19 protein-coding genes are annotated in these 18,189 nt (G+C 66.1%); 14 read left to right on the top strand and 5 right to left on the bottom strand.

The features are described from left to right. Window positions 1-144: 144 nt before the first annotated feature. Together EWH10_RS05850 and EWH10_RS21665 are read right to left on the bottom strand one after the other, a co-directional pair. On the bottom strand, window positions 145-1,155 hold the full coding sequence (locus tag EWH10_RS05850; RefSeq protein ID WP_044661694.1) for an endonuclease/exonuclease/phosphatase family protein: 1,011 nt from the start codon (window positions 1,153-1,155) through the stop codon (window positions 145-147). Further along, window positions 1,152-1,490 (bottom strand): hypothetical protein, encoded by a 339-nt coding sequence (locus EWH10_RS21665; protein WP_165363317.1) that lies wholly within the window; start codon window positions 1,488-1,490, stop codon window positions 1,152-1,154. The genes EWH10_RS05850 and EWH10_RS21665 overlap by 4 nt, the downstream gene beginning before the upstream one ends. Here EWH10_RS21665 and EWH10_RS05845 point away from each other — a divergent pair. From EWH10_RS05845 to EWH10_RS05805, 9 genes are all read left to right on the top strand, one after another. Next, entirely contained in the window at window positions 1,404-2,141 is a 738-nt protein-coding gene (locus EWH10_RS05845; protein WP_044661695.1) for a polysaccharide deacetylase family protein, read from the top strand. The genes EWH10_RS21665 and EWH10_RS05845 overlap by 87 nt on opposite strands. A 1-nt stretch (window position 2,142) precedes the next feature. After that, window positions 2,143-3,312, top strand: a complete 1,170-nt coding sequence (locus EWH10_RS05840; RefSeq protein ID WP_044663052.1) for a glycosyltransferase — start codon at window positions 2,143-2,145, stop codon at window positions 3,310-3,312. Continuing rightward, window positions 3,309-4,253 (top strand): hypothetical protein, encoded by a 945-nt coding sequence (locus EWH10_RS05835; protein WP_044661696.1) that lies wholly within the window; start codon window positions 3,309-3,311, stop codon window positions 4,251-4,253. Before EWH10_RS05840 ends, EWH10_RS05835 begins: the two co-directional genes overlap by 4 nt. Then, entirely contained in the window at window positions 4,250-4,750 is a 501-nt protein-coding gene (locus EWH10_RS05830) for a DUF2141 domain-containing protein (RefSeq protein ID WP_044661697.1), read from the top strand. The genes EWH10_RS05835 and EWH10_RS05830 overlap by 4 nt, the downstream gene beginning before the upstream one ends. A 3-nt stretch (window positions 4,751-4,753) precedes the next feature. Further along, on the top strand, window positions 4,754-5,926 hold the full coding sequence (locus EWH10_RS05825) for a glycosyltransferase (RefSeq protein WP_044661698.1): 1,173 nt from the start codon (window positions 4,754-4,756) through the stop codon (window positions 5,924-5,926). A gap of 474 nt (window positions 5,927-6,400) precedes the next feature. Beyond that, the gene (locus tag EWH10_RS05820) at window positions 6,401-6,832 is read left to right on the top strand and encodes a Csu type fimbrial protein (RefSeq protein WP_226869815.1); all 432 of its coding nucleotides are present in this window, start codon (window positions 6,401-6,403) and stop codon (window positions 6,830-6,832) included. 14 nt (window positions 6,833-6,846) lie between these two features. Continuing rightward, window positions 6,847-7,584 (top strand): fimbrial biogenesis chaperone, encoded by a 738-nt coding sequence (locus tag EWH10_RS05815; RefSeq protein WP_083199139.1) that lies wholly within the window; start codon window positions 6,847-6,849, stop codon window positions 7,582-7,584. Window positions 7,585-7,597: 13 nt separating this feature from the next. Continuing rightward, window positions 7,598-9,973, top strand: a complete 2,376-nt coding sequence (locus EWH10_RS05810; RefSeq protein ID WP_052628213.1) for a fimbria/pilus outer membrane usher protein — start codon at window positions 7,598-7,600, stop codon at window positions 9,971-9,973. Beyond that, the gene (locus EWH10_RS05805) at window positions 9,970-10,443 is read left to right on the top strand and encodes a Csu type fimbrial protein (RefSeq protein WP_025547243.1); all 474 of its coding nucleotides are present in this window, start codon (window positions 9,970-9,972) and stop codon (window positions 10,441-10,443) included. The genes EWH10_RS05810 and EWH10_RS05805 overlap by 4 nt, the downstream gene beginning before the upstream one ends. On the opposite strand, the gene EWH10_RS05800 is transcribed toward EWH10_RS05805, so the two are convergent. After that, window positions 10,433-11,338: a PAS domain-containing protein gene (locus EWH10_RS05800; protein WP_044661700.1), complete on the bottom strand. Its 906-nt coding sequence runs from the start codon at window positions 11,336-11,338 to the stop codon at window positions 10,433-10,435. The genes EWH10_RS05805 and EWH10_RS05800 overlap by 11 nt on opposite strands. Window positions 11,339-11,745: 407 nt before the next feature. Between EWH10_RS05800 and EWH10_RS05795 the strand changes: the two genes are divergently transcribed. Both EWH10_RS05795 and EWH10_RS05790 read left to right on the top strand, forming a co-directional pair. Next, on the top strand, window positions 11,746-13,635 hold the full coding sequence (locus EWH10_RS05795) for a YadA family autotransporter adhesin (protein ID WP_044661701.1): 1,890 nt from the start codon (window positions 11,746-11,748) through the stop codon (window positions 13,633-13,635). Continuing rightward, entirely contained in the window at window positions 13,610-14,413 is an 804-nt protein-coding gene (locus tag EWH10_RS05790; protein WP_044661702.1) for an OmpA family protein, read from the top strand. The genes EWH10_RS05795 and EWH10_RS05790 overlap by 26 nt, the downstream gene beginning before the upstream one ends. A 254-nt stretch (window positions 14,414-14,667) precedes the next feature. Here EWH10_RS05790 and EWH10_RS05785 read toward each other — a convergent pair whose 3' ends face one another. After that, window positions 14,668-15,000 carry a hypothetical protein gene (locus EWH10_RS05785; RefSeq protein WP_130029846.1) on the bottom strand — a complete coding sequence of 111 codons (333 nt, stop codon included), beginning with the start codon at window positions 14,998-15,000 and terminating at the stop codon, window positions 14,668-14,670. Between the two features lie 83 nt (window positions 15,001-15,083). Further along, entirely contained in the window at window positions 15,084-15,929 is an 846-nt protein-coding gene (locus EWH10_RS05780) for a GntR family transcriptional regulator (RefSeq protein WP_165363322.1), read from the bottom strand. 122 nt (window positions 15,930-16,051) lie between these two features. Between EWH10_RS05780 and EWH10_RS21945 the strand changes: the two genes are divergently transcribed. The 3 genes from EWH10_RS21945 to EWH10_RS05770 are packed head-to-tail and all read left to right on the top strand — an operon-like array spanning window position 16,052 to window position 18,179. Then, the gene (locus EWH10_RS21945; protein ID WP_229742460.1) at window positions 16,052-16,588 is read left to right on the top strand and encodes an MFS transporter; all 537 of its coding nucleotides are present in this window, start codon (window positions 16,052-16,054) and stop codon (window positions 16,586-16,588) included. Next, window positions 16,519-17,427, top strand: coding sequence for an MFS transporter (locus EWH10_RS05775; protein ID WP_229742458.1), 909 nt, complete (start codon window positions 16,519-16,521; stop codon window positions 17,425-17,427). The genes EWH10_RS21945 and EWH10_RS05775 overlap by 70 nt, the downstream gene beginning before the upstream one ends. An 11-nt stretch (window positions 17,428-17,438) precedes the next feature. Beyond that, on the top strand, window positions 17,439-18,179 hold the full coding sequence (locus EWH10_RS05770; RefSeq protein WP_065846807.1) for an HpcH/HpaI aldolase family protein: 741 nt from the start codon (window positions 17,439-17,441) through the stop codon (window positions 18,177-18,179). Window positions 18,180-18,189 lie beyond the last annotated feature (10 nt).

Raw genomic sequence — 18,189 nt, 5'->3', positions numbered from 1 at the left:
GCCCTGGAGCCAATCGGCATTCAGAAGATGACGAGCCGAGCCGAAGGCCACCGAAGGTAAAATGGTGGTTTTCCGTGACCCGGAGCGCAGCCTACTCAAAGTAGGTGAGCACCGGAAGCACGGAAAGGCGTCATTTGCAGGCCGTCAGGGCTGAATGTCGATTGGCTCTAGCGCATAGGTGGCGGTATAGCCGACATGGTCTGAAAGCATGGCGCCGTCCGCCCCATGGCCGAAGGGAATGTCGATCCGGCGCAGCGTCAGAGTCATCTGCCGGCCCGACGCGAAAAACTCCCAGTCGCGGGCGCGCCGTTCCGACAGGCGGGCATCGGCGGAGAAGGGCAGGTGCAACCCTTCGGCAGCGGCATAGGCATTGTCCATGGGCGTGCCGAAGCTCCAGTCCCGCGCCGCATGGTCCATAAGGTCGACGCGCCGCTCGACCGCCTGGCCTGCATTGAAATCGCCGCCGACGATCAGCGGGTCGTGAGGGTCGTGCCATTGGCGGATGAAGGCGGTGAGGCTGGCGATCTGAAGGCTGTGGGCATGGTTGGAGCGGGCATCCGGCACGTCGGAGGCGCGACGGCTGTTGAGATGCGTAGTGACTATATCGATCGGCCCGGGCTGGCCGGGAAGGCTGATCCGCACCAGCAGGGCGCCCTTGTTCGCCAGGCAGTCGAACCCGGCACAGGCGAAGCGCGGAAAGGCCATGCGGTGGACGGCGACGATGGGAAAGTCGGACAGGATCTGCAGGCCGCTGCCGACATATTTGCCGATGCCCTCGCCGTGGAGCGGGCTCTCGCCGGCGACGAAGCGCTGCTCCGTGACCGCCGGTCGCGCATCGTTCGTCGTCCGGTCGTCCGGGCCGTCCGCGACATAGGCATAGCCGGCCGCCCGTCCGATCGCCCTCGCATCGTCGGTAAAGGCTTCCTGCAACAGCACGACATGGGGATTGCGTCCCTCCGCGCGCATGTCGCGCAGCGTCGTTGCGATGCGGTCGAAATCGGCTTCGCGCCCCCAGGCCAGCGGCCAGGGCAGGCCATGGACATTATAGGTCATGACCGACAGGGCGCCATCGAAGCCGATGGGGACGGGCGGCGGCGGGAGGGCGCGCGTGTCAGCCGGAGGCGCCGCCGCGATCAGTGCGGCGACGGCGATCATGCGGAAAGTCCATGTCGGAATGCGCACAGCTTCTTCTCCTGTGGCGCAACGACGATGCCGGCAGAGCAACACCGCAGTTGTCGCCGGGCGAGAAAAATATTCATGCAGCAACTGCGGTCCTTGGCGGCGATGGCGTCTTCCCGATGAGGGCGAAAGGCGGATATGGCGCAAATTGTCACAGGCAGGTCATCACCCGGCATCATAGCGGCGCTCGATAGGCGCAGGCGTGCTGGGGGTGTGGACCTGTCATGAAACGACTTCTTCTTTCCCTTCATGATGTTGGTCCATGTTTCGAGGGTGAAGTCGATCGACTGCTGGATCGGCTTTCGATGCATGCCGCGCCCGGCGCGCTCGCGATGCTGGTGGTGCCCAATCATTGGGGCGCGCACCCGCTGTTGCCCGGATCGCCCTTCGCGACGCGGCTGCGTGGCTGGGCGGAGGCCGGCGTCAGCATGTTCGCCCATGGATGGTTCCACAGGGACATGGCGACCCATGACAATGCCCTGGATCGGTTCAAGGCGCGGCGCATGACCGCCGGGGAGGGCGAGTTTCTGGGTCTGGACGGGGCGACCGCTGCACGGCGGATGACTGACGGCCGCGATCTGATCGAACAGGTCACGGGCCTGCCGGTGGCGGGCTTCGTCGCGCCCGCCTGGCTTTACGGCAGCCCTGCGCGCGCCGCGCTTGGCCGGTGCGGATTCGCCTTGGCGGAGGATCATATGAAGGTGTGGCATCCGCCATCGGGCAGGATATTGGCCCGTGGACCGGTCATCACCTGGGCCAGCCGCAGCCGGGCGCGCATCGCATCCTCCCTGCTGGCGGCGCGGCTGTTGCCGCCTGTCCTGCGCCATGCGCCGGTCGCGCGGGTCGCGGTGCATCCGGGCGACGCGCATGTGCCCGCCCTGCTCGACAGCATCGACCGGGTGGTGCGGCGTCTGGGGCGGACCCACCGCCCGGCGCGCTATGGCGATCTGCTGGCTGGCTGAAATGCGTATCCTGACCTTCCTCCACAGTTTCGAGCCGGGCGGCGTCGAGCGGGTCGCGCTGCGGCTGGTGTGCCGCTGGCGGGACCAGGGCATCGACGCGCCACTGTTCCTGGGACGCGGCGATGGCGCGATGGGCGCTGAACTGGGCCGTGACCTTGACCCTCATGTGCCGCGCGGGCCGGGCTTTTCCGTTGCCGGGTTCGAGACCCTGTGGATGATTATGACATTGCCGGGCTTCATCCGCCGGACGCGGCCGGACGCGATGTTCTGCGCGGGCAACAGCTATGCGGTGGTCGCCGTGGCGATGAAGCTGCTGCTGGGACGCCGTTGCCCGCCCGTCCTGGCGAAGATCAGCAATGACCTGGAGCGGCGGGACATGGTCTGGCCGGTGCGTACCGCCTACCGGCTGTGGCTGCGCATCCAGGGGCGGTTCATCGATCATTTCGTCGCCATGGCGCCGGGGCTGGAGCGCGAGATTGCCGCGCTCGTCCGGCCGGGGGCCGGGGCGATCAGCATCATCCCCGATCCGGCGCTGTCGCTGGACCAGATCGACCGGCTGCGCGCCGTCCGGCGGAAGAGGGCGGGCAAGGGGCGCTGGTTCGTCGCCATCGGCCGGCTGGCGCGACAGAAGAATTTCGGGTTGATGCTGGACGCCTTCGCGCGGGCCGCGGGCCCCGACGATCGTCTGCTGATCTTCGGCGAGGGCCCGGAACGCGGCAGGCTCGCCGCGCGGTCTCGCCGGCTTGGCATTGCCGGCCGCCTTTGCTTCATGGGCCATGTTCCCGATCCCGCCCTGAGGATCGGGCAGGCCGACGCCTTCCTCCTCTCGTCCGATTATGAAGGAGTTCCCGCCGTGGTGCTGGAAGCGCTGGCGGTCGGCCTGCCGGTCATCGCGACGGAGTGCAGCGCCGCGATGCGGTCCTTGTTGGGCGACGGCGCGTTGGGGAGGCTGGTGCCGGCAGGTGATCTTGCCGCCTTCGCAAGGGTCCTGGCCGACGCGCCGGGGCTCCAGCATGCCGCCGCCAGTCTGGCCCAGGCGCGGCGCTTCACGCTGGAGGCGGCTGCCCCCGCCTATCTGGACAGCTTCGCCCGAATTGCCGCGCGACCGACTGAGGCGTTCCTCGTTGCGTGTCGTCAACCCATCCCGTCCACAATGACGAGCCCCTTATGACCGGCAACAGCTCCACCGGCCTGCTTCCTCCCCCCGTCGTGCCGCTCGAGCCGCCGGTGCTCGACCCCAAGCCGCTGATCCAGTCGGGCCGCAACTGGACCCGCTGGGCCGGGCCGCTGGTGTCGGTGCTGATCCTGGTCGTCGCGCTGCACCAGTTCCACGGAATCGACCCGTCCAGCCTGTGGGCGATGCTGCCCGGCAGCATCGCCTTCTGGGCGGCGTTCGCACTTTACTATCTGGCCGGGCCGCTTTCCGAATGGGTGATCTTCCGCCGGCTCTGGGCGATCCCGGCGGACGGCTTCGCAGCGCTGCTGCGCAAGCTGGTCAGCAACGAGATACTGCTCGGCTATCTCGGCGAAGTCTATTTCTACGCCTGGGCGCGGCGCAGCGGGAAGATCACGACCGCGCCGTTCGGCGCGATCAAGGATGTGACGATCCTTTCCGCGCTGGTCGGCAACGGCGTCACATTGGTCATGGTCGCCTTCGCCGTGCCGCTGCTGGGGGCGGTGGACGCGCGGCTCAACAGTTGGGAAGTGGGCGGGTCGATCCTGTTCGTGCTGGCGACATCGCTGGTGGCGATGCTGCTGCGCAGGCGGCTGTTCACCCTGCCGCGCGCGGAATTGCGGGTCGTTGCGGGCATCCATCTGGCCCGCATCGTCGCGACCACGGTGCTGGCGGCGATGATGTGGCACATGCTGCTGCCCGACATCGAACTCAGCTGGTGGATCCTGCTCGGCACGCTGCGCCAACTGGTATCCCGCCTGCCCTTCCTGCCGAACAAGGATGTGGTGTTCGCAGGCATGGCCGCCTTCCTGATCGGGCGCGACAGCGAGATCGTGTCGGCGATGGCGTTGATGGCCTCGCTCATCCTGGTGGCGCATCTGCTGGTCGGCATGGCGCTGGGCGCGACGGGCCTCATGAAGGAGAGCGAGGTGCAATGATCGCGACGCTGCTGCTCGCCGCCGCCATCCCCTCCACCCACGACCTTGGCAAGGCGGAGGGCCAGTGCCGGGTGGATGAAAAGGGCCCGGCCTTTCTGGTCGACGTCAACGGCCTCAAGGACCGCAAGGGACGGCTGAAGCTGGAACTGTACCCCGCGGACGACGCGGACTTCCTGGCCGACGACAATCTGCTGGTCGCGGCCGGCAAGCCCTTCCGCCGGGTGGAGGTGGCGGTCCCGGCCACCGGGCCCGTGCAGCTCTGCATCCGCGCGCCCGGTCCCGGCACCTATGCGCTCAGCCTGCTGCACGACCGCGACGCCAACCGCCGCTTCTCGCTTTCGGTCGACGGGATCGGCTTTCCCGGCAATCCGAAGCTGGGCTGGTCCAGACCGTCCGCCGCCGCCGCCAGGGCGGTCGTCGGCAGCGGCCCCGCCCATATCGGCATCATCGTCAATTATCGCCGGGGGCTGCTGTCCTTCGGCCCGGTGGAGAAATAGGCCATGCGCATCGTCGACGTCTGCGCCTTCTACGCGCCCAGCGGCGGCGGGGTGAAAACCTATGTCGAGCGCAAGCTGCGCGCCGGGGCGCTGGCCGGGCATGAGGTCATCATCCTCGCGCCGTCCGACAGCGATCGGGTGGTGGAGGCGGGCGGCGGCAGGATCGTCATGCTGCCCGCGCGCCGCTTTCCGCTGGACCGGCGCTATTCCTATTTCGACGACGAAGCGTCGCTCCATGCCATGCTCGACCGGTTGCAGCCCGATCTGGTCGAGGCATCCTCGCCCTGGGCCAGCGCGGCGATGGTGGCGCGGTGGCGGGGCGGCGCGCCGCGCGCGCTCATCATGCACGCCGATCCGCTGTCGGCCTATGCCTATCGCTGGTTCGGATCGGTGCTGAGCCGCGAGGCGATCGACCGGGGGTTCGACTGGTTCTGGCGCCACCTGCGCCGGCTGGACGAGCGGTTCGATCTGGTGGTCAGCGCCAGCGACAGCCTGTCGCGCCGGCTGGAGGCGGGACGGCTCCGGCGGGTGATGACGCTGCCCATGGGCGTCGAGCCGGGGCATTTCAGCCCCGCGCATCGGCATGAGGGGCTGCGCGCCCGCCTGCTGGAGCGCTGCGGGCTGGGGCCGGAGGCGACGCTGCTGCTGGGTGTTGGCCGTCACGCCCCGGAAAAGCGCTGGCCGATGGTAATCGATGCGGTGACGTCGGCGGGCTTTTCGACGCCGGTCGGTCTGGTGCTGGTCGGTGACGGGCGGGAGAGAGGGCGGGTGCGCCGGGCGTCGGCCCATAATCCGCACATCCAGCTGCTGGCGCCGATGCATTCCCGCCCGGCGCTGGCCGAACTGCTCGCCAGCGCCGACGCGCTTGTCCATGGCTGCGAGGCGGAGACCTTCTGCATGGTCGCGGCCGAAGCGCGCGCCAGCGGCCTGCCGGTCATCGTGCCCGACGAAGGCGGCGCGTCCGATCAGGCGCGCAGCGGCGGCGGACTGCTCTATCGCGCGGGACAGGCGGACAGTCTGGCCGGCGTGATCGCGAAATTCGCGCGCGCCGATGCGGTGGCGCGGCGCCGGGCGGCGCTGGAGTCTGCGCCGGCCGTCATGACCATGGACGACCATTTCGACCGGCTGTTTGCGGCCTATGACGATATTGCAGGGGCACGACGCCATGTTGCTTGACCGACGCATCACCCGCCCCCTGCGTCCGCACATTCCCTTTCCGGCCTTTCGGAAATCGCCGCAGGATGCGGTGGAGGTCCATCCCTGCGGCCTGCGCCATAGATCGACTTGCGAGTGCTGGTCGTTCGTGGCCGCCATTCTTTGGTGGTTGTTGCGTGCCGATCGGCAACATGGGAAGCGGCCGGGACAACCCTGACCGCGGCGTCAGGTCGCGCGGAAGCCAATTCCTGACATTCAAATAAAGATAATCGGTCTTCTTCGATATTTCGAAAGTTATATATCCATCCCGCAAATTGTGATCGGAAGTGAATATAATCTCCTTTGCATCGGAAACAGTAAACACTGCTAACGTTTCTCTAACCTTTCCTGCTCCAATATTGGTTCAGATCAATAGGTGTCGAAATCACCGGAGGGGGAAACGTCATGCGCAAATATTGTGCGTTGTTCCTTTTGGGTCTCTTGCCGAATGCGGCGATGGCAACGGATGCCACAACGACGATGGGCGTGTCAGCCACGGTATTGAACGTCTGCCTGGTGTCGGCGACGAACATGGCGTTTGGCAGCTATGATCCGACATCGGCGTCTCCGACCGATGCGACCAGCACGATCAATGTCACCTGCACGCCGGGCACATTGTTCAACATAGGATTGAACGCCGGAAGCGCCGTCGGAGCGACGGTATCGACCCGAAAGATGCTGAGCGGCGCCAATCCGCTCGGCTACGCGCTCTACAGCAATTCGGGACGCAGCACGAACTGGGGCAACTCGGTGGGGTCGGACACGGTCGCCCAGACCGCGTCGACGATCCTGCCGGCGGCGTTCACCGTTTATGGCCGCATCCCCGCCCAGCAGAGCGTGGCCGCCGGCAGCTACACCGACACGGTGACGATCACCGTCAGCTACTGAAGGCAGGTCCGGTCATGACAATCAGGCGGCATGGCGCAGGAACCGGACGGGTTCTGGCGGTGATGGTCAGCGCCCTGTTCTGGGGGATCGCGCCGTCGGCGAATGCGGGCGCGCTGCGCATCCTGCCGGTGCGGATCGAAATGGCGGCCGAGAAACAGTTTTGCAGCCTGACCATCGCCAATGATGACAAGGCGCCCGCGACTGTCCAGGTCAGGGGTTTTGGCTGGCGCAAGGATGCGAACGGCATCGACCTGCTGGACCCGGACGGGGGGCCGGTCGTCAATCCCTCCATTCTCAGCATTCCCGGCGGGTCGAGCCGGCTGGTCCGGTGCAGCCTGCCGGCGCGCAGCGGGTCGCGTGAAGAGAGCTACCGCCTGATCATCGATGAATTGCCGATGGCGACGGTTGCTCCCGGTACCGTGCGGACGTTGCTTCGCATCAGCATGCCGATATTCCGCGCGCCGTCCGGCGCGGCGCCCCTGCTTCGCTGGTCGGTCGGAAAGGGTGCGGATGGACGGCGGACGCTCATTCTGTTCAACCAGGGCGACCGGCATGTCCAGGTCACGGCGATCGACATGACGCCTGCCGGGGCTGGCGGGAAAGTCACGCGGCTCGACCGTGGTTTCTACCTGCTGGCGGGCGGGCGCATCGACCTGCCGCTTGAATCCCCGGATAGCGATGCGATCAGCGGAGTGCAGGTGGAGACGGCCACTGGCCCACTCGCCGCGTCAACCGCCGTCGCCGAGCGGTGAGGGTGGATGATCGATGCCGCTCGCTGCTGCATTGTCCGGCGCAGGGCGGGCCGGCTGGCGGCCGGGCAGGGCATCGGTCCTGCTATGGCTGTCGCTGGCGCAACCGGCGGCGGCGTCCGATCTTCCGTTGGCACTCGCCGTTCCGGTGGCGGTCGAGCCGGACGGCAGTCCGCGCCCCATGCCCGTGGGAGTCGTCATCAATGGCCAGCCGCTTGAAGAGACGGGCCTTGTCGTGCTGAGCGCGGGCCGCCTGTTCGTCCGGCAGGACATGCTGAGCCAATGGGGTTTGCGGTTGCCCGCGCCGCTTCGGCAAATGGAGGTGAGCGGCTGCGACTATGCCTTGCTGGACGGGCTGCCCGGCCTTTCGGTGAAACTCGACGGTTCGGGCGGAACCCTGCTGATCGACGCCGGGCCGTCCTTCTTCCCGACCGCCCATATCGGCCCGGAACAGCGCGGCGGGCCGGTGATGGAAGCGGTGCCGGTGCAATTTGCCGGCTATGATCTGTCGGTCGCGCGCTGGGGCGGCGGCTGGGCCGCTTCCGCCCTGCTGGATGCCGGGATGTCGGGCGGCTGGGGCGTCGCCGGCATCACCGCCCTGGTGCAGCAGGGCGGCGGCGGGCCGGGGGCGGTTCGTCTCGACAGCAATGTCATCCGCGATTTTCAGGATCGGCGTTTGCGGCTGGTCCTGGGCGACACATTGACGCGCGGCGCCGACTGGAACCGGCCGGTCCGGTTCGCCGGGGTGAGGCTGGGGACCGATTTCTCGTTGACGCCGGAAGCCGTCACCTATCCGGTGCCCCGGCTTTCCGGCTCCGCCGCCTTGCCCTCGGTCGTGGACCTTGCGGCGGCCAGCAGCCGCCAGAGCATGGCGGTTCAGCCCGGCGATTTCAAAATCGATTATCAGCCCGTCTTTACCGGCGCGGGCGAAGTGACGATGACGATCAGGGACGCCAATGGCGCCGCCCGCACCGTCACGCAAAGCTTCTACACCAGTCCGCGGCTGTTGCGGGAAGGGCTGGACGATTTTTCGCTGGAGGCAGGGTTTTTGCGCAGGGACTTCGGTGCGCGCAGCTTTTCCTATGGGGCTCCCTTCGCCGCCGGTTTCTGGCGGCATGGGCTGGGCGACGGCCTGACGCTTTCCGGCCGTATGGAGGCAAGCGAGGATGGGCAGATGGCCGGGCTGGGATTTGGCGCGCTTCTGTCTTCCTGGGGCGAAATATCGTTGGCGGCGGCGGGGTCGCATGGCCGTTCGGGTGATGGTTTCCTGTGGCGCGCGCAGGTGCAGCGGATCACGGCCCGCTATTCCGTGACCGCCAGCTACATGCAGGAAGATGCGCATTTCACGCAGGTCGGGGAGGATGATCCAGTGCCCGCCGGCCGCCGGGAATGGGTCGTGGCGGGAAGCCTGGCCCTTGGCGGGCGTGGCACCGTCAATGCCCATTATCTCGACAGTGAGGGCGGCGAAGGCGACCGTTTCTCCACCGGCTCCCTTTCCTATGCGGCCAGCCTGGGGGCGGCCTGGGTCACGCTGGGCGCGCGGCGGACGCGCTTTTCGGACAGCCGGACCAACGGCCTTTTCGGATCGCTGACCCTTCCCCTCGGCGCGCGGTCGAGCGCGGGCCTGTTCGTGGAGGGAGGCCGCACCGCCGCCAGCTTCAGCCAGAACCCGCCGCCGGACGCGGGGTGGGGCTATCGCTTCCTGGCGTCGCGTCAGGCGGATGCGCCGGTACAGATGGAAGGCGGCGTGACATGGCGCACGGCGGCCGGCGATGTCGATCTGTCGGCGTCGCGCATGGGGGAAATGGAAGGGATGCGGTTCCAGGCCCGCGGGGCGTTGCTGCGGGTAGGGGGGCGGATCATCGCGACACCGCAGCTCGATTACGCCTTTGCCGTGGTGGATGTGGCCGCCGATCAGGACGTGACGGTCTTCTTCGAAAACCGGCCGGTCGCGCGCAAGGCGGAACCGGGCAGGCCCGCGATCGTCACGGGGTTGCAGCCCTATGCGGCCAACCGGATCGCGATCGACCTGGATGCCCTGCCGATCGACACCGTCGTGACATCGGCGGAGCAGGTCGCGGTTCCGGGATACCGGCAGGCGGTGAGGATCGGTTTTGGGGGTGCGGCCGCTCACCCCGTCACCTTGCGGCTGGTCGACGGCGGCGGCGCGGCCATTGCGGAAGGACTGACCGTCACCATGGAGGGAGCGGCACCCGGCATTTCCGGACATGGCGGCGAAGTGTATCTGGCCGACGCGCATGAAGGGCAGGAAATCCTGCTGACCGGCCCGGCGGTCGCCTGCCGCGCGATCGTCCCGGCCCTGCCGGGCAACGCCGGTGCGGCACGGATGGGGCCGGTACGCTGTGTGCCGGATCGGGAGGGGAAGCGATGAAAGCTGCGGGATTCGTTCTGGCCGCGCTGGCCGGCATGGGGCTGGCGACGCCGGCATGGGGCTGCACCCTGTGCAGTTGTTCGGCGTCGACGACGGGGATCGGCTTTGGCGGCTACGATCCCACTTCGCCCGCGCCCAAGGACGCCGCGGGCAGCGTGACGCTCAGTTGCACGGGCCTGGTCTCGCTGGCGGGGACCATCGACATCGCGATCAGCCCGGGCTCGTCGGGCGATGCGCTGGCGCGCCAGATGACGCAGGGTGGCGCACGGCTCAACTACAACCTCTATACAAATGCCAGCCGCACGACCGTCTGGGGAACCGGATCGTCGGGGACCGGCACGGTCACCGCCTCGTTGAACGGGCTGCTGTCCTTCAGCCAGACCGTGTCCGTCTATGGCCGCATCGCGGCGGGACAATGGCCGCAGGCGGGGGCCTATGCCGACAGCCTGATCGTCACCATCAGCTACTGATGCCGACCGGCTTCGTTCCCATCATGAAGACGCCGCCCGCCTGCCCGTCGGCGGACAAGAGCGGCGCGGCATTGACCCAGACGGTCTGGCCGTCGGGACGGCCGCCCACCAATGCCGCCGCCATGCCGAACGGTTTCCCCACGGTCAGCAACTCTTCCACGGCATCGCTGATCGTGCCGCGGTTGGAAGCCCCGAACAGGGTCGCAAATCGGGTGCCGACGATCCGGCTCTTCTCCGTCCCGACCAGCTCCGCGAGCGCGGGCGAAATATCGGTGACGATGGCCCGGACATTGAAGGTTCCGCGGGCCAGTCCGGGCAGCCGGTCGATCAGATCCTCATAGGCGGCGATCCGCGCATCCTGGGCGCGCAGGGTCACGCGATCCGCGATTTCGTCGGCAAGCACGGCAAAACCGCCCGGAAAGGCCGCAGCCTGGACGCGATGGACGAGCGGCGGCGGCCCGGCGGCGTTCTGCTCGAACGCTTCCGGAATGCCCGTGTCGCGCACGCGTTCAAGCGCCCGCAACAGGGAATGGGAGTCGGAGCCCGCCAGCATCTGCGCCAGGGGGACTCCCAGCACCTGCTTCTCGCTGACGCCAAAGCGGCGGCGGGCGGCCAGATTGATTCGGGAGAGTTTAAGATCCCGATCCGTCAGGATCACCTGCGTGGGGATCATGTCCAGCAGGATGTCCAGTTGCGTTTCCGGATGATCCGGTCCGCTGGAGCATTGCCGGCCACTGGCCAGACGCTGGAACAGGTCCGTCGCAAGGAGCGTCAGGCCGACATGGCCATGGTTCATGATATGGATGGGTTCGCCCATTGCCTGTCGGGAATGCACGGCGAAATGCCGAATCAGCGCCGTGGCCGTGACGACCTGACCGGGCGGTAAATCATCCACCGGCTTGCTCCCCTTTTCCCATCATCCCGTCAGTGTCCGCATAATGCGTACAATATCGGGCCTGTCATTAAAACGGAATCGTAACGAGTGCGCTGCCGCCGATCAAATGCTTCCTCAACCCATTGTGTTGCCGGACGAATATGGACGGGGTCGGGGAAGGGAAAAATCCGGCGGGCCGTGCCGATACATATATTGCGTAAAATTCCCTGTCTTCGCCTTCGCGCGCCCTTAGCCGTGGCGCTTCCATCTTCCGTCCGGGGACGTGGGATGCCGGGCTTGCGCTACCGCTGGACGGGCGCGTGGGGGGCACCCGTTCAGGGGACGGATCCATGAGGCGCGACGCATCGCGATATTCATCCGGGACTGCCGGAATAGCGAACCCGGCGAAGGGGCGAGGCAGGAAGGCCATGCGATGGCTGACGGGCGCTTTGCTGCTGGCAGGCGCGGGGTCGGGCGTGACCGCCCGAGCCAATGTGGTCAGCGCCTGCTCCGGCGTCAGCCTTCCCAAATCGGTGCTGACGCAGACCATCGGCGATGTCATCACGCCCGTTCTGGCGCCGGTGGAATCGACGCTGAGCATCCTGACCTTCGGATCGGTCGACCTCGGCATCAACGCCGCATTGTCCAATGCGGCGTCGGGCGCGCCGATCAATCTGAATGTGCTCGACATCAACGGCAATGCCGTCGACCTGCTCTCCGACCCGAGTTGCGAAACGACCTCCGACAGTTTCAGCCTTCTTACGCCCAGGGGCATTTCCTTTGGCGGCAACAAGATCACCGGTCTGGGTACGCCGGGTCTTGAAGCCAGCGCGGGCGAGCTGGATGCCATCGCCATCGGCAACCTCGCCAGCACGGCCACGGGCGCCTATGAGGCGGTGGCGATCGGCGCGGGGGCATCTGCCACCCACATGCGCAGCGTGGCATTGGGTGCGGGATCGGTCGCCAACGGCCTCAGCCTGAACCTGCCCGCCTATCTGGTCGGCGGCACTGCCAGCGCGGAGGTGAATATCGGCGGCCGCCGCCTGACCGGGCTCGCGGCCGGGGCGAATCCGACCGACGGCGTCAATGTCGCGCAATTGCAGGCCGTCAACGACGCGCTGGGCACCCTGGCCGGCAACGCGGTGCAATATGACGGCAGCGCGCGGTCGATGGTCACGCTGCAGGGCGCGACCGGCACCGGCATCACCAACCTTAGCGCGGGAGCGGTGAACGCCACCAGCACCGATGCGGTCAACGGCTCGCAATTGCAGGCGACGAACGACCTTGTGGCCCAGAACAGCGCGGCCATCGTCCAGCTAGGCTATGATCTTGCGATATTGAACGATCTGGCCGTCAAATATCAGGATGGGACGAAATCCTCCATCCTCCTCGGCGGCGCAGGCGGCACGGCCATCACCAATCTGGCCGCCGGCACCACGAGCAGCGACGCGGTCAACCTGTCGCAGTTGAGCAGTTCGGGGAGCGGCAGCGGCAGCGGCGGTGGCGGTGCGGCGCAGGACGCGCTGCCCTATGATCCGGCGATCCAGGCCTATAATGCCGCGCGCGGCGGCGTCGACCAGAAGATCGGCGGCGTTGCCGCAGGCGAACTGAGCGCGGCATCGGCCGAGGCGGTCAATGGCGCGCAACTCTACGCGACCAATGTGCAACTGGCCTATAATGTGACCGCCATCGCCGACCTTCAGGAAGCAAGGGCAGGGTATCTCCAGGTCAACAACAGCTCCGGCCATGCCAAGCCCGTTGCGAGCGGCGCGGACACGCTGGCCGCGGGGGCAGGCGCCGTGGCGTCCGGCAGCGGCAGCCTGGCGCTGGGCACGCAGGCGCAGGCGATTGCGCCGGGCAGCGTCGCGCTTGGCTATGCTTCTGTCGCCGACCGGGCCAATACGGTGTCGGTCGGCAGCGCTGGGGCGGAGCGGCAGATCACCCATGTCGCCGACGGCATCGCGCCGACCGACGCGGTCAATCTGCGCCAGCTGCAAGGCGGAATGGGGCAGGCGGTGGATGCCGCCAACGCCTATACGGATGTGCGCTTCAATCTGTTCGACAGCGGCCTGCGCAATTTGCGCCGCGATGCGGAGGGCGGCATCGCTGCGTCCATGGCGATGGCTGGCATACCGCAATTTTCCGAGGCCGGCGGCGGCACCCTGGGCCTGGGCGTCAGCACGTGGCAGGGCGAACATGCGGTCGCCATGGGAATATCGAAGGTGTCGGATAATGGCCGTTTCATCATGCGGGCGTCCGCAACCTATAACAGCCGCAATCAGGGAGGCGCCAATGCCGGCATGGGCATCGCGTTCTGAAAGGCGCCGGTATCTGGCCCTGCTGGCACTGGTCCTGTGTCCGTCGCCCGCGGCGGCGGCCGAGCCGGACTTTCTGCCGGACATCGCGCCCTTGTCGGATTTCCCCGATCCCGGTCGCGCCACCCGCCGCGAGGGTGTGTTTCTGTTGCCCCAGACGCCGCGCCTGTTAACGCCCGGCATGACCAAGCGGCAGGTCTATGCCTTGCTGGGCGTGCCCCATTTCCATGAGGGTTTGATCGGTGAGCGGCGCTGGAACTATATCCTTGATTTCTATACCGGTTCTGGAACGGAATATCGGATTTGCCGCCTGCAATTGCATTGGGACCGCAGGATGCGCCTCGAAAAAATGGCCTGGAGCGACAAGGCGTGCCGGGACATGGTCTACGCGCCGCCGCAACCGCTGGCCAGCGATCCGCAAGGCCCGGTTACGGTGCGGAAGCTGCCGACGCTCACGGTCTATTTCGATTTCGACAAGGCCGATGTGCGCGAAGACGCGCATCGCGAACTGACCGCATTCCTACAGGGGAATGAGCGAAGCATCCAAAAGCTGTCGGTGACGGGTTTTACCGACAGCGCGGGACCGGATGCCTATAATGACCGGCTGAGCCTGATGCGGGCGGATGCCGTGGCCAGGGATTTGGTGGCGATGGGGGTGCCCCTGTCGAACCTCCAGGTCTCCGGAGCGGGGGAGCGCACGCTCGCGCACCGGTCCGAGGGAGGCGCTGCCGATCCTCTCAACCGGCGGGTGCTGGTCCGCATGATGTCGAATGACGAATGATGATAAATCCCTGCGCTTCGCAGCCGGATCGCTGGCATGTCCGGCAAAGCCGGTGCGCGGGAGCGAGGGTCGCTGCGTCCCGCCGAAAAGCTAGAGCCATCGACATTCAGCCCTGACGGCCTGCAAATGACGCTTTTCCGTGCTTCCGGTGCTCACCTACTTTGAGTAGGCTGCGCTCCGGGTCACGGAAAACCACCATTTTACCTTCGGTGGCCTTCGGCTCGGCTCGTCATCTTTCTGAATGTCGATTGGCTCTAGGCGTCAGTTGGGCCTCGCGCCGATTTCAGGGTGACGGGACGCAGGCTTTCCTTGTCCTCCGGAGCGACGGTTGCATGAATGTCGGGCCGGTAATGTTCGTCCGCGCGTTGCGATCCGTCGGGATGTTCGGGACCTTCCAGATCGACCGGGCGATGTCCCACTTCGCCGGGGGCGTCGGCCCGTTGCCGATGCGCTGCGGTCTGTCCATCATGCTCCGCTGCTGAATCCCGGTTTCCTGTAACGGGCGTGGACCAGGTTGGGCGTCCGCCTTTCAAGAGTTGCCGCCCGGCCAAGGCCGCGACGCCGAGCAATGCCAAAGTCCTCAACATGACAGGTCTCCTTCGTGATGAAGGAACGCGGCGGAGGAGATAGGTTTCCCATGGCGTTCGATGCCCTTTGTTCGATCCGGCGCTCAGGCCGGGTCGTCATCGTGCAAGGGAATGATGTGATCTGCCGGGTTCATGGAAAAGAAGACATGTTCTTCCCACAGGCGCAGAAGGTCGGCGGCGCGGCCGCTTTGCTGGGCGTTCAGCAATGCCGTCAGCAATTCCTCATGCATGACCGCCTGGTCCTGCAAGACACGGCCGTGCAAATCCTCGACCGAGAGCATGGCGAACCGAATTTGATCTCTCAGTTGGTCGTAGCGTGAGATCAATCGCGGAAGTCCGGTGAGCCGGACCAGCGTCATATGGAATTCGATGTCCAGCGCGGAGATGGTTTCCACATCGGAATTGGCCTGCGCCGCCCGCATTCCATCCACCACGGCGGCTAGCGGACCGAGATCGGTCTTGCGCTGCACGAGGATGCGAATGGCCAATATCTCGTCAGCCGCCCGAAGCGCGGCCAGTTCGGGCATGTCGCCCGGCGCGGACGGAGCAACGACATAGGATCGATTATGCGCCTTCACGATCAGTCCGGATTGTTCGAGCAACCGAAGCGCTTCGCGCACGGGGGCGCGGCTGACGGCCATCCTCGTCGCGAGCACGGACTCCCGCAACGGTTGCCCGGCGAGGAATTCCCCTGACAGCAGCTTTTCCCTGATCTGGGCATATACCTCGCTGACGATCGAGCTGGTTCGAACCGCGGTGAAATTCATGTCATCAGTGCTCGCGCGTGCCATTGCCGTTCCACCGCCTTTATGACGATTTCCATCCGATCGTCTCACATTGAGGTGCTGGCTGTAAGATAAGGTCCTTGTCCTGTTCAAGGTCGAACGGCCAGCCAGGCCCTGGCCTGACGATGGACGGATCATTGTCATGTCATATGCTTGCATATCGAATCGGGGAAATTGGGGCTGAAATCCCTCAGCTATGCTTTTCCGGCTTGCGACGCCGCCCGGCTCGGAATCAGCGCTCTTTGATAGTAATTTATTGAAGTAAAATGATATTATCGGATGTTTCGGATTTCGTCTTCTCAGCATTTGAAAAAGCAAAAAACTGTCGACAGTCTACAGTTAATAAGATATGCATGCGTACAAATATAAACAGGAGGGGCGAGTTGGAGAAATCTCCGGTCGATCTCGCGGCGCGGCATATTCTGCCTACGCTGGCGCTGTGCGTTTTCGTGAATATCGTCGATCGCACCAATGTGGGCATCGCCGCCCTCAACATGCGCGCGGATATCGGCCTGTCGGCATCGGCTTACGGGATGGGGGCGGGCCTTTTCTACATCGGCTTCTTCTTCGCCGGCGTACCCGCCAACCTGCTGCTCGCCCGAATAGGCGCGCGCCGGTGGATCGCGGCCCTGCTGGTCGCCTGGGGCCTTATCGCGATTGCCACCGGGTTCATATCCGATGCCGGAGCTTCTATGCGGTTCGTCTGGCCCTGGGCATTGCTGAAGCGGGGTTCGTGCCTGCCATCGTCTATTATCTCGCGCAATGGTTCGACCGGCGCGCAATGTCGAAGGTCATGGGGCTGATGATCGCGATGATGCCAGCGTCGCTGGCGATTGGCGCGCCGCTGACCACGGGTCTCCTGATGGCGGTGGATTGGCGCTGGCTGTTCATCATCGAAGGCGCGCCGGCGTTTCTCGTCGCCATTCTGGTGCTGAAATCGCTGCCCGAGCGCATCGACGACGCGCCCTGGCTTTCCGACGATCAGAAAAAGGCCCTGTCCGCCCGGCTGATGGCGGACGGCGCCCGTCGTCAGGCCGGGTCCTGGCGGGACGCATTGACGCATCCCCAGGTGCTCCTGCTCAGCCTGCAATATTTCTGCATAGGGCTGAGCAGCCAGGCCATCATCTTCTGGTTCCCCCAGATCATCCGGTCGACCGGCATGTCGACGCTCGAGTCCGGGTTGTTCAGCACGGTGCCATGGGTGCTTGCGGCACTGCTCACGCCGCTCTGGGCCTGGCATTCAGCCTCGACCAACGAGCGTTACTGGCACGCCATACTGCCCTGCTTGGCGTCGGGAGCGATCACGATCGCCGGCGCGCTGCTCCTTGACGACAGCGCGCTTTCCGGGTTGTGGCTGCTGTCGCTGGGCGTTGCGCTGAGTTCGATGGCGTCGGCATCCTATTGGGCCATTCCGCGGGTCCATGTCTTTGGCGCGGCAGCCGCAGCAGCGGGTGCGCTCACCAATTCTTTTGGCAATCTTGCCGGTTTCGTGGCGCCGGTCGCCGTCGGCATTTCAAAGGATATGACCGGCGAATTCAGGCTGGTGCTCATCCTGCTGGCCATGCCCGCCTTCCTCGCGGCCCTGTGTTCCACCTTTGCCGGCCGAATGGCCGACCCGGTGGACCGGCGTTCGATCCCATGAGGCTGCACCGCATGCGCGATCGATTGAGGCAGGGCGGTCTGATCGGCATGTTCATCTCCCTGCCTGCTCCTTCGCTGGTCGAATCCCTGGGCGGCATCGGCTTCGATGCGCTGGTGCTCGACGCCGAACATGCCGCGTTCGGCATTGCGGAGCTTGAGGCGCTGATCCGCGCCGCCGACGTCGCCGGTCTGCCCGCGCTGGTCCGCGTGGCGGCCATCGGTCCGGACATCGGCAGAGCCCTGGACCTGGGGGCCGCGGGCGTCATCGTGCCGCGCGTGGAAAGCGTCGCCCAGGCCGAAAGGATCGTCGCTGAAGTCCGTTTCCCGCCGGACGGCGCGCGGGGCGCTGGGGCAGTCCGCGCATGCGATTATGGGGCTTCGCTGCAGCCATATCTGGAACAGGCAAATGATCATCTGGCCGCGATCGTTCAGATCGAGACACTGGCCGGACTGGACATGGTGGAGCAGATCGCCGCTGTTCCGGGCATCGATGGCCTGTGCATGGGACCGTTCGACCTTGCCGTGTCGATCGGCCATCCGGTGGGGTCGCCGGCGCATGCCGCCGCGATGGACCGGATCTGCCGCGCGGCGCGCGATGCAGCCATTGCCGGCATCGCCGTGTGCGCCACCGCCCGGCAGGTCCAGCATGCCCGCGATGCCGGAGCAAAGCTGGCGATCTTCGGCATGGATCGGATGTTCGCGCTTCAGGCGGCCGCGGCGGCTGCCGCTTCCATCAAGGCTAAACCCGGATAGACGCACCGAA

Source organism: Sphingobium fuliginis (assembly GCF_004152845.1).
Classification (GTDB): domain Bacteria; phylum Pseudomonadota; class Alphaproteobacteria; order Sphingomonadales; family Sphingomonadaceae; genus Sphingobium; species Sphingobium fuliginis.
The sequence above is the reverse complement of the archived record's forward strand: the minus strand, read 5'-3'. Positions and strand labels throughout refer to the sequence as shown.

Excerpts from the sequence above, each read along its gene's own strand:
- EWH10_RS05850 (WP_044661694.1), bottom strand. The coding sequence starts at position 1,155 with ATGATCGCCGTCGCCGCACTGATCGCGGCGGCGCCTCCGGCTGACACG.
- EWH10_RS05845 (WP_044661695.1), top strand. The coding sequence starts at position 1,404 with ATGAAACGACTTCTTCTTTCCCTTCATGATGTTGGTCCATGTTTCGAG.
- EWH10_RS21665 (WP_165363317.1), bottom strand. The coding sequence starts at position 1,490 with ATGCATCGAAAGCCGATCCAGCAGTCGATCGACTTCACCCTCGAAACA.
- EWH10_RS05840 (WP_044663052.1), top strand. The coding sequence starts at position 2,143 with ATGCGTATCCTGACCTTCCTCCACAGTTTCGAGCCGGGCGGCGTCGAG.
- EWH10_RS05835 (WP_044661696.1), top strand. The coding sequence starts at position 3,309 with ATGACCGGCAACAGCTCCACCGGCCTGCTTCCTCCCCCCGTCGTGCCG.
- EWH10_RS05830 (WP_044661697.1), top strand. The coding sequence starts at position 4,250 with ATGATCGCGACGCTGCTGCTCGCCGCCGCCATCCCCTCCACCCACGAC.
- EWH10_RS05825 (WP_044661698.1), top strand. The coding sequence starts at position 4,754 with ATGCGCATCGTCGACGTCTGCGCCTTCTACGCGCCCAGCGGCGGCGGG.
- EWH10_RS05820 (WP_226869815.1), top strand. The coding sequence starts at position 6,401 with ATGGCAACGGATGCCACAACGACGATGGGCGTGTCAGCCACGGTATTG.
- EWH10_RS05815 (WP_083199139.1), top strand. The coding sequence starts at position 6,847 with ATGACAATCAGGCGGCATGGCGCAGGAACCGGACGGGTTCTGGCGGTG.
- EWH10_RS05810 (WP_052628213.1), top strand. The coding sequence starts at position 7,598 with ATGCCGCTCGCTGCTGCATTGTCCGGCGCAGGGCGGGCCGGCTGGCGG.
- EWH10_RS05805 (WP_025547243.1), top strand. The coding sequence starts at position 9,970 with ATGAAAGCTGCGGGATTCGTTCTGGCCGCGCTGGCCGGCATGGGGCTG.
- EWH10_RS05795 (WP_044661701.1), top strand. The coding sequence starts at position 11,746 with ATGCGATGGCTGACGGGCGCTTTGCTGCTGGCAGGCGCGGGGTCGGGC.
- EWH10_RS05790 (WP_044661702.1), top strand. The coding sequence starts at position 13,610 with ATGCCGGCATGGGCATCGCGTTCTGAAAGGCGCCGGTATCTGGCCCTG.
- EWH10_RS05785 (WP_130029846.1), bottom strand. The coding sequence starts at position 15,000 with ATGTTGAGGACTTTGGCATTGCTCGGCGTCGCGGCCTTGGCCGGGCGG.
- EWH10_RS05780 (WP_165363322.1), bottom strand. The coding sequence starts at position 15,929 with ATGACAATGATCCGTCCATCGTCAGGCCAGGGCCTGGCTGGCCGTTCG.
- EWH10_RS21945 (WP_229742460.1), top strand. The coding sequence starts at position 16,052 with ATGATATTATCGGATGTTTCGGATTTCGTCTTCTCAGCATTTGAAAAA.
- EWH10_RS05770 (WP_065846807.1), top strand. The coding sequence starts at position 17,439 with ATGCGCGATCGATTGAGGCAGGGCGGTCTGATCGGCATGTTCATCTCC.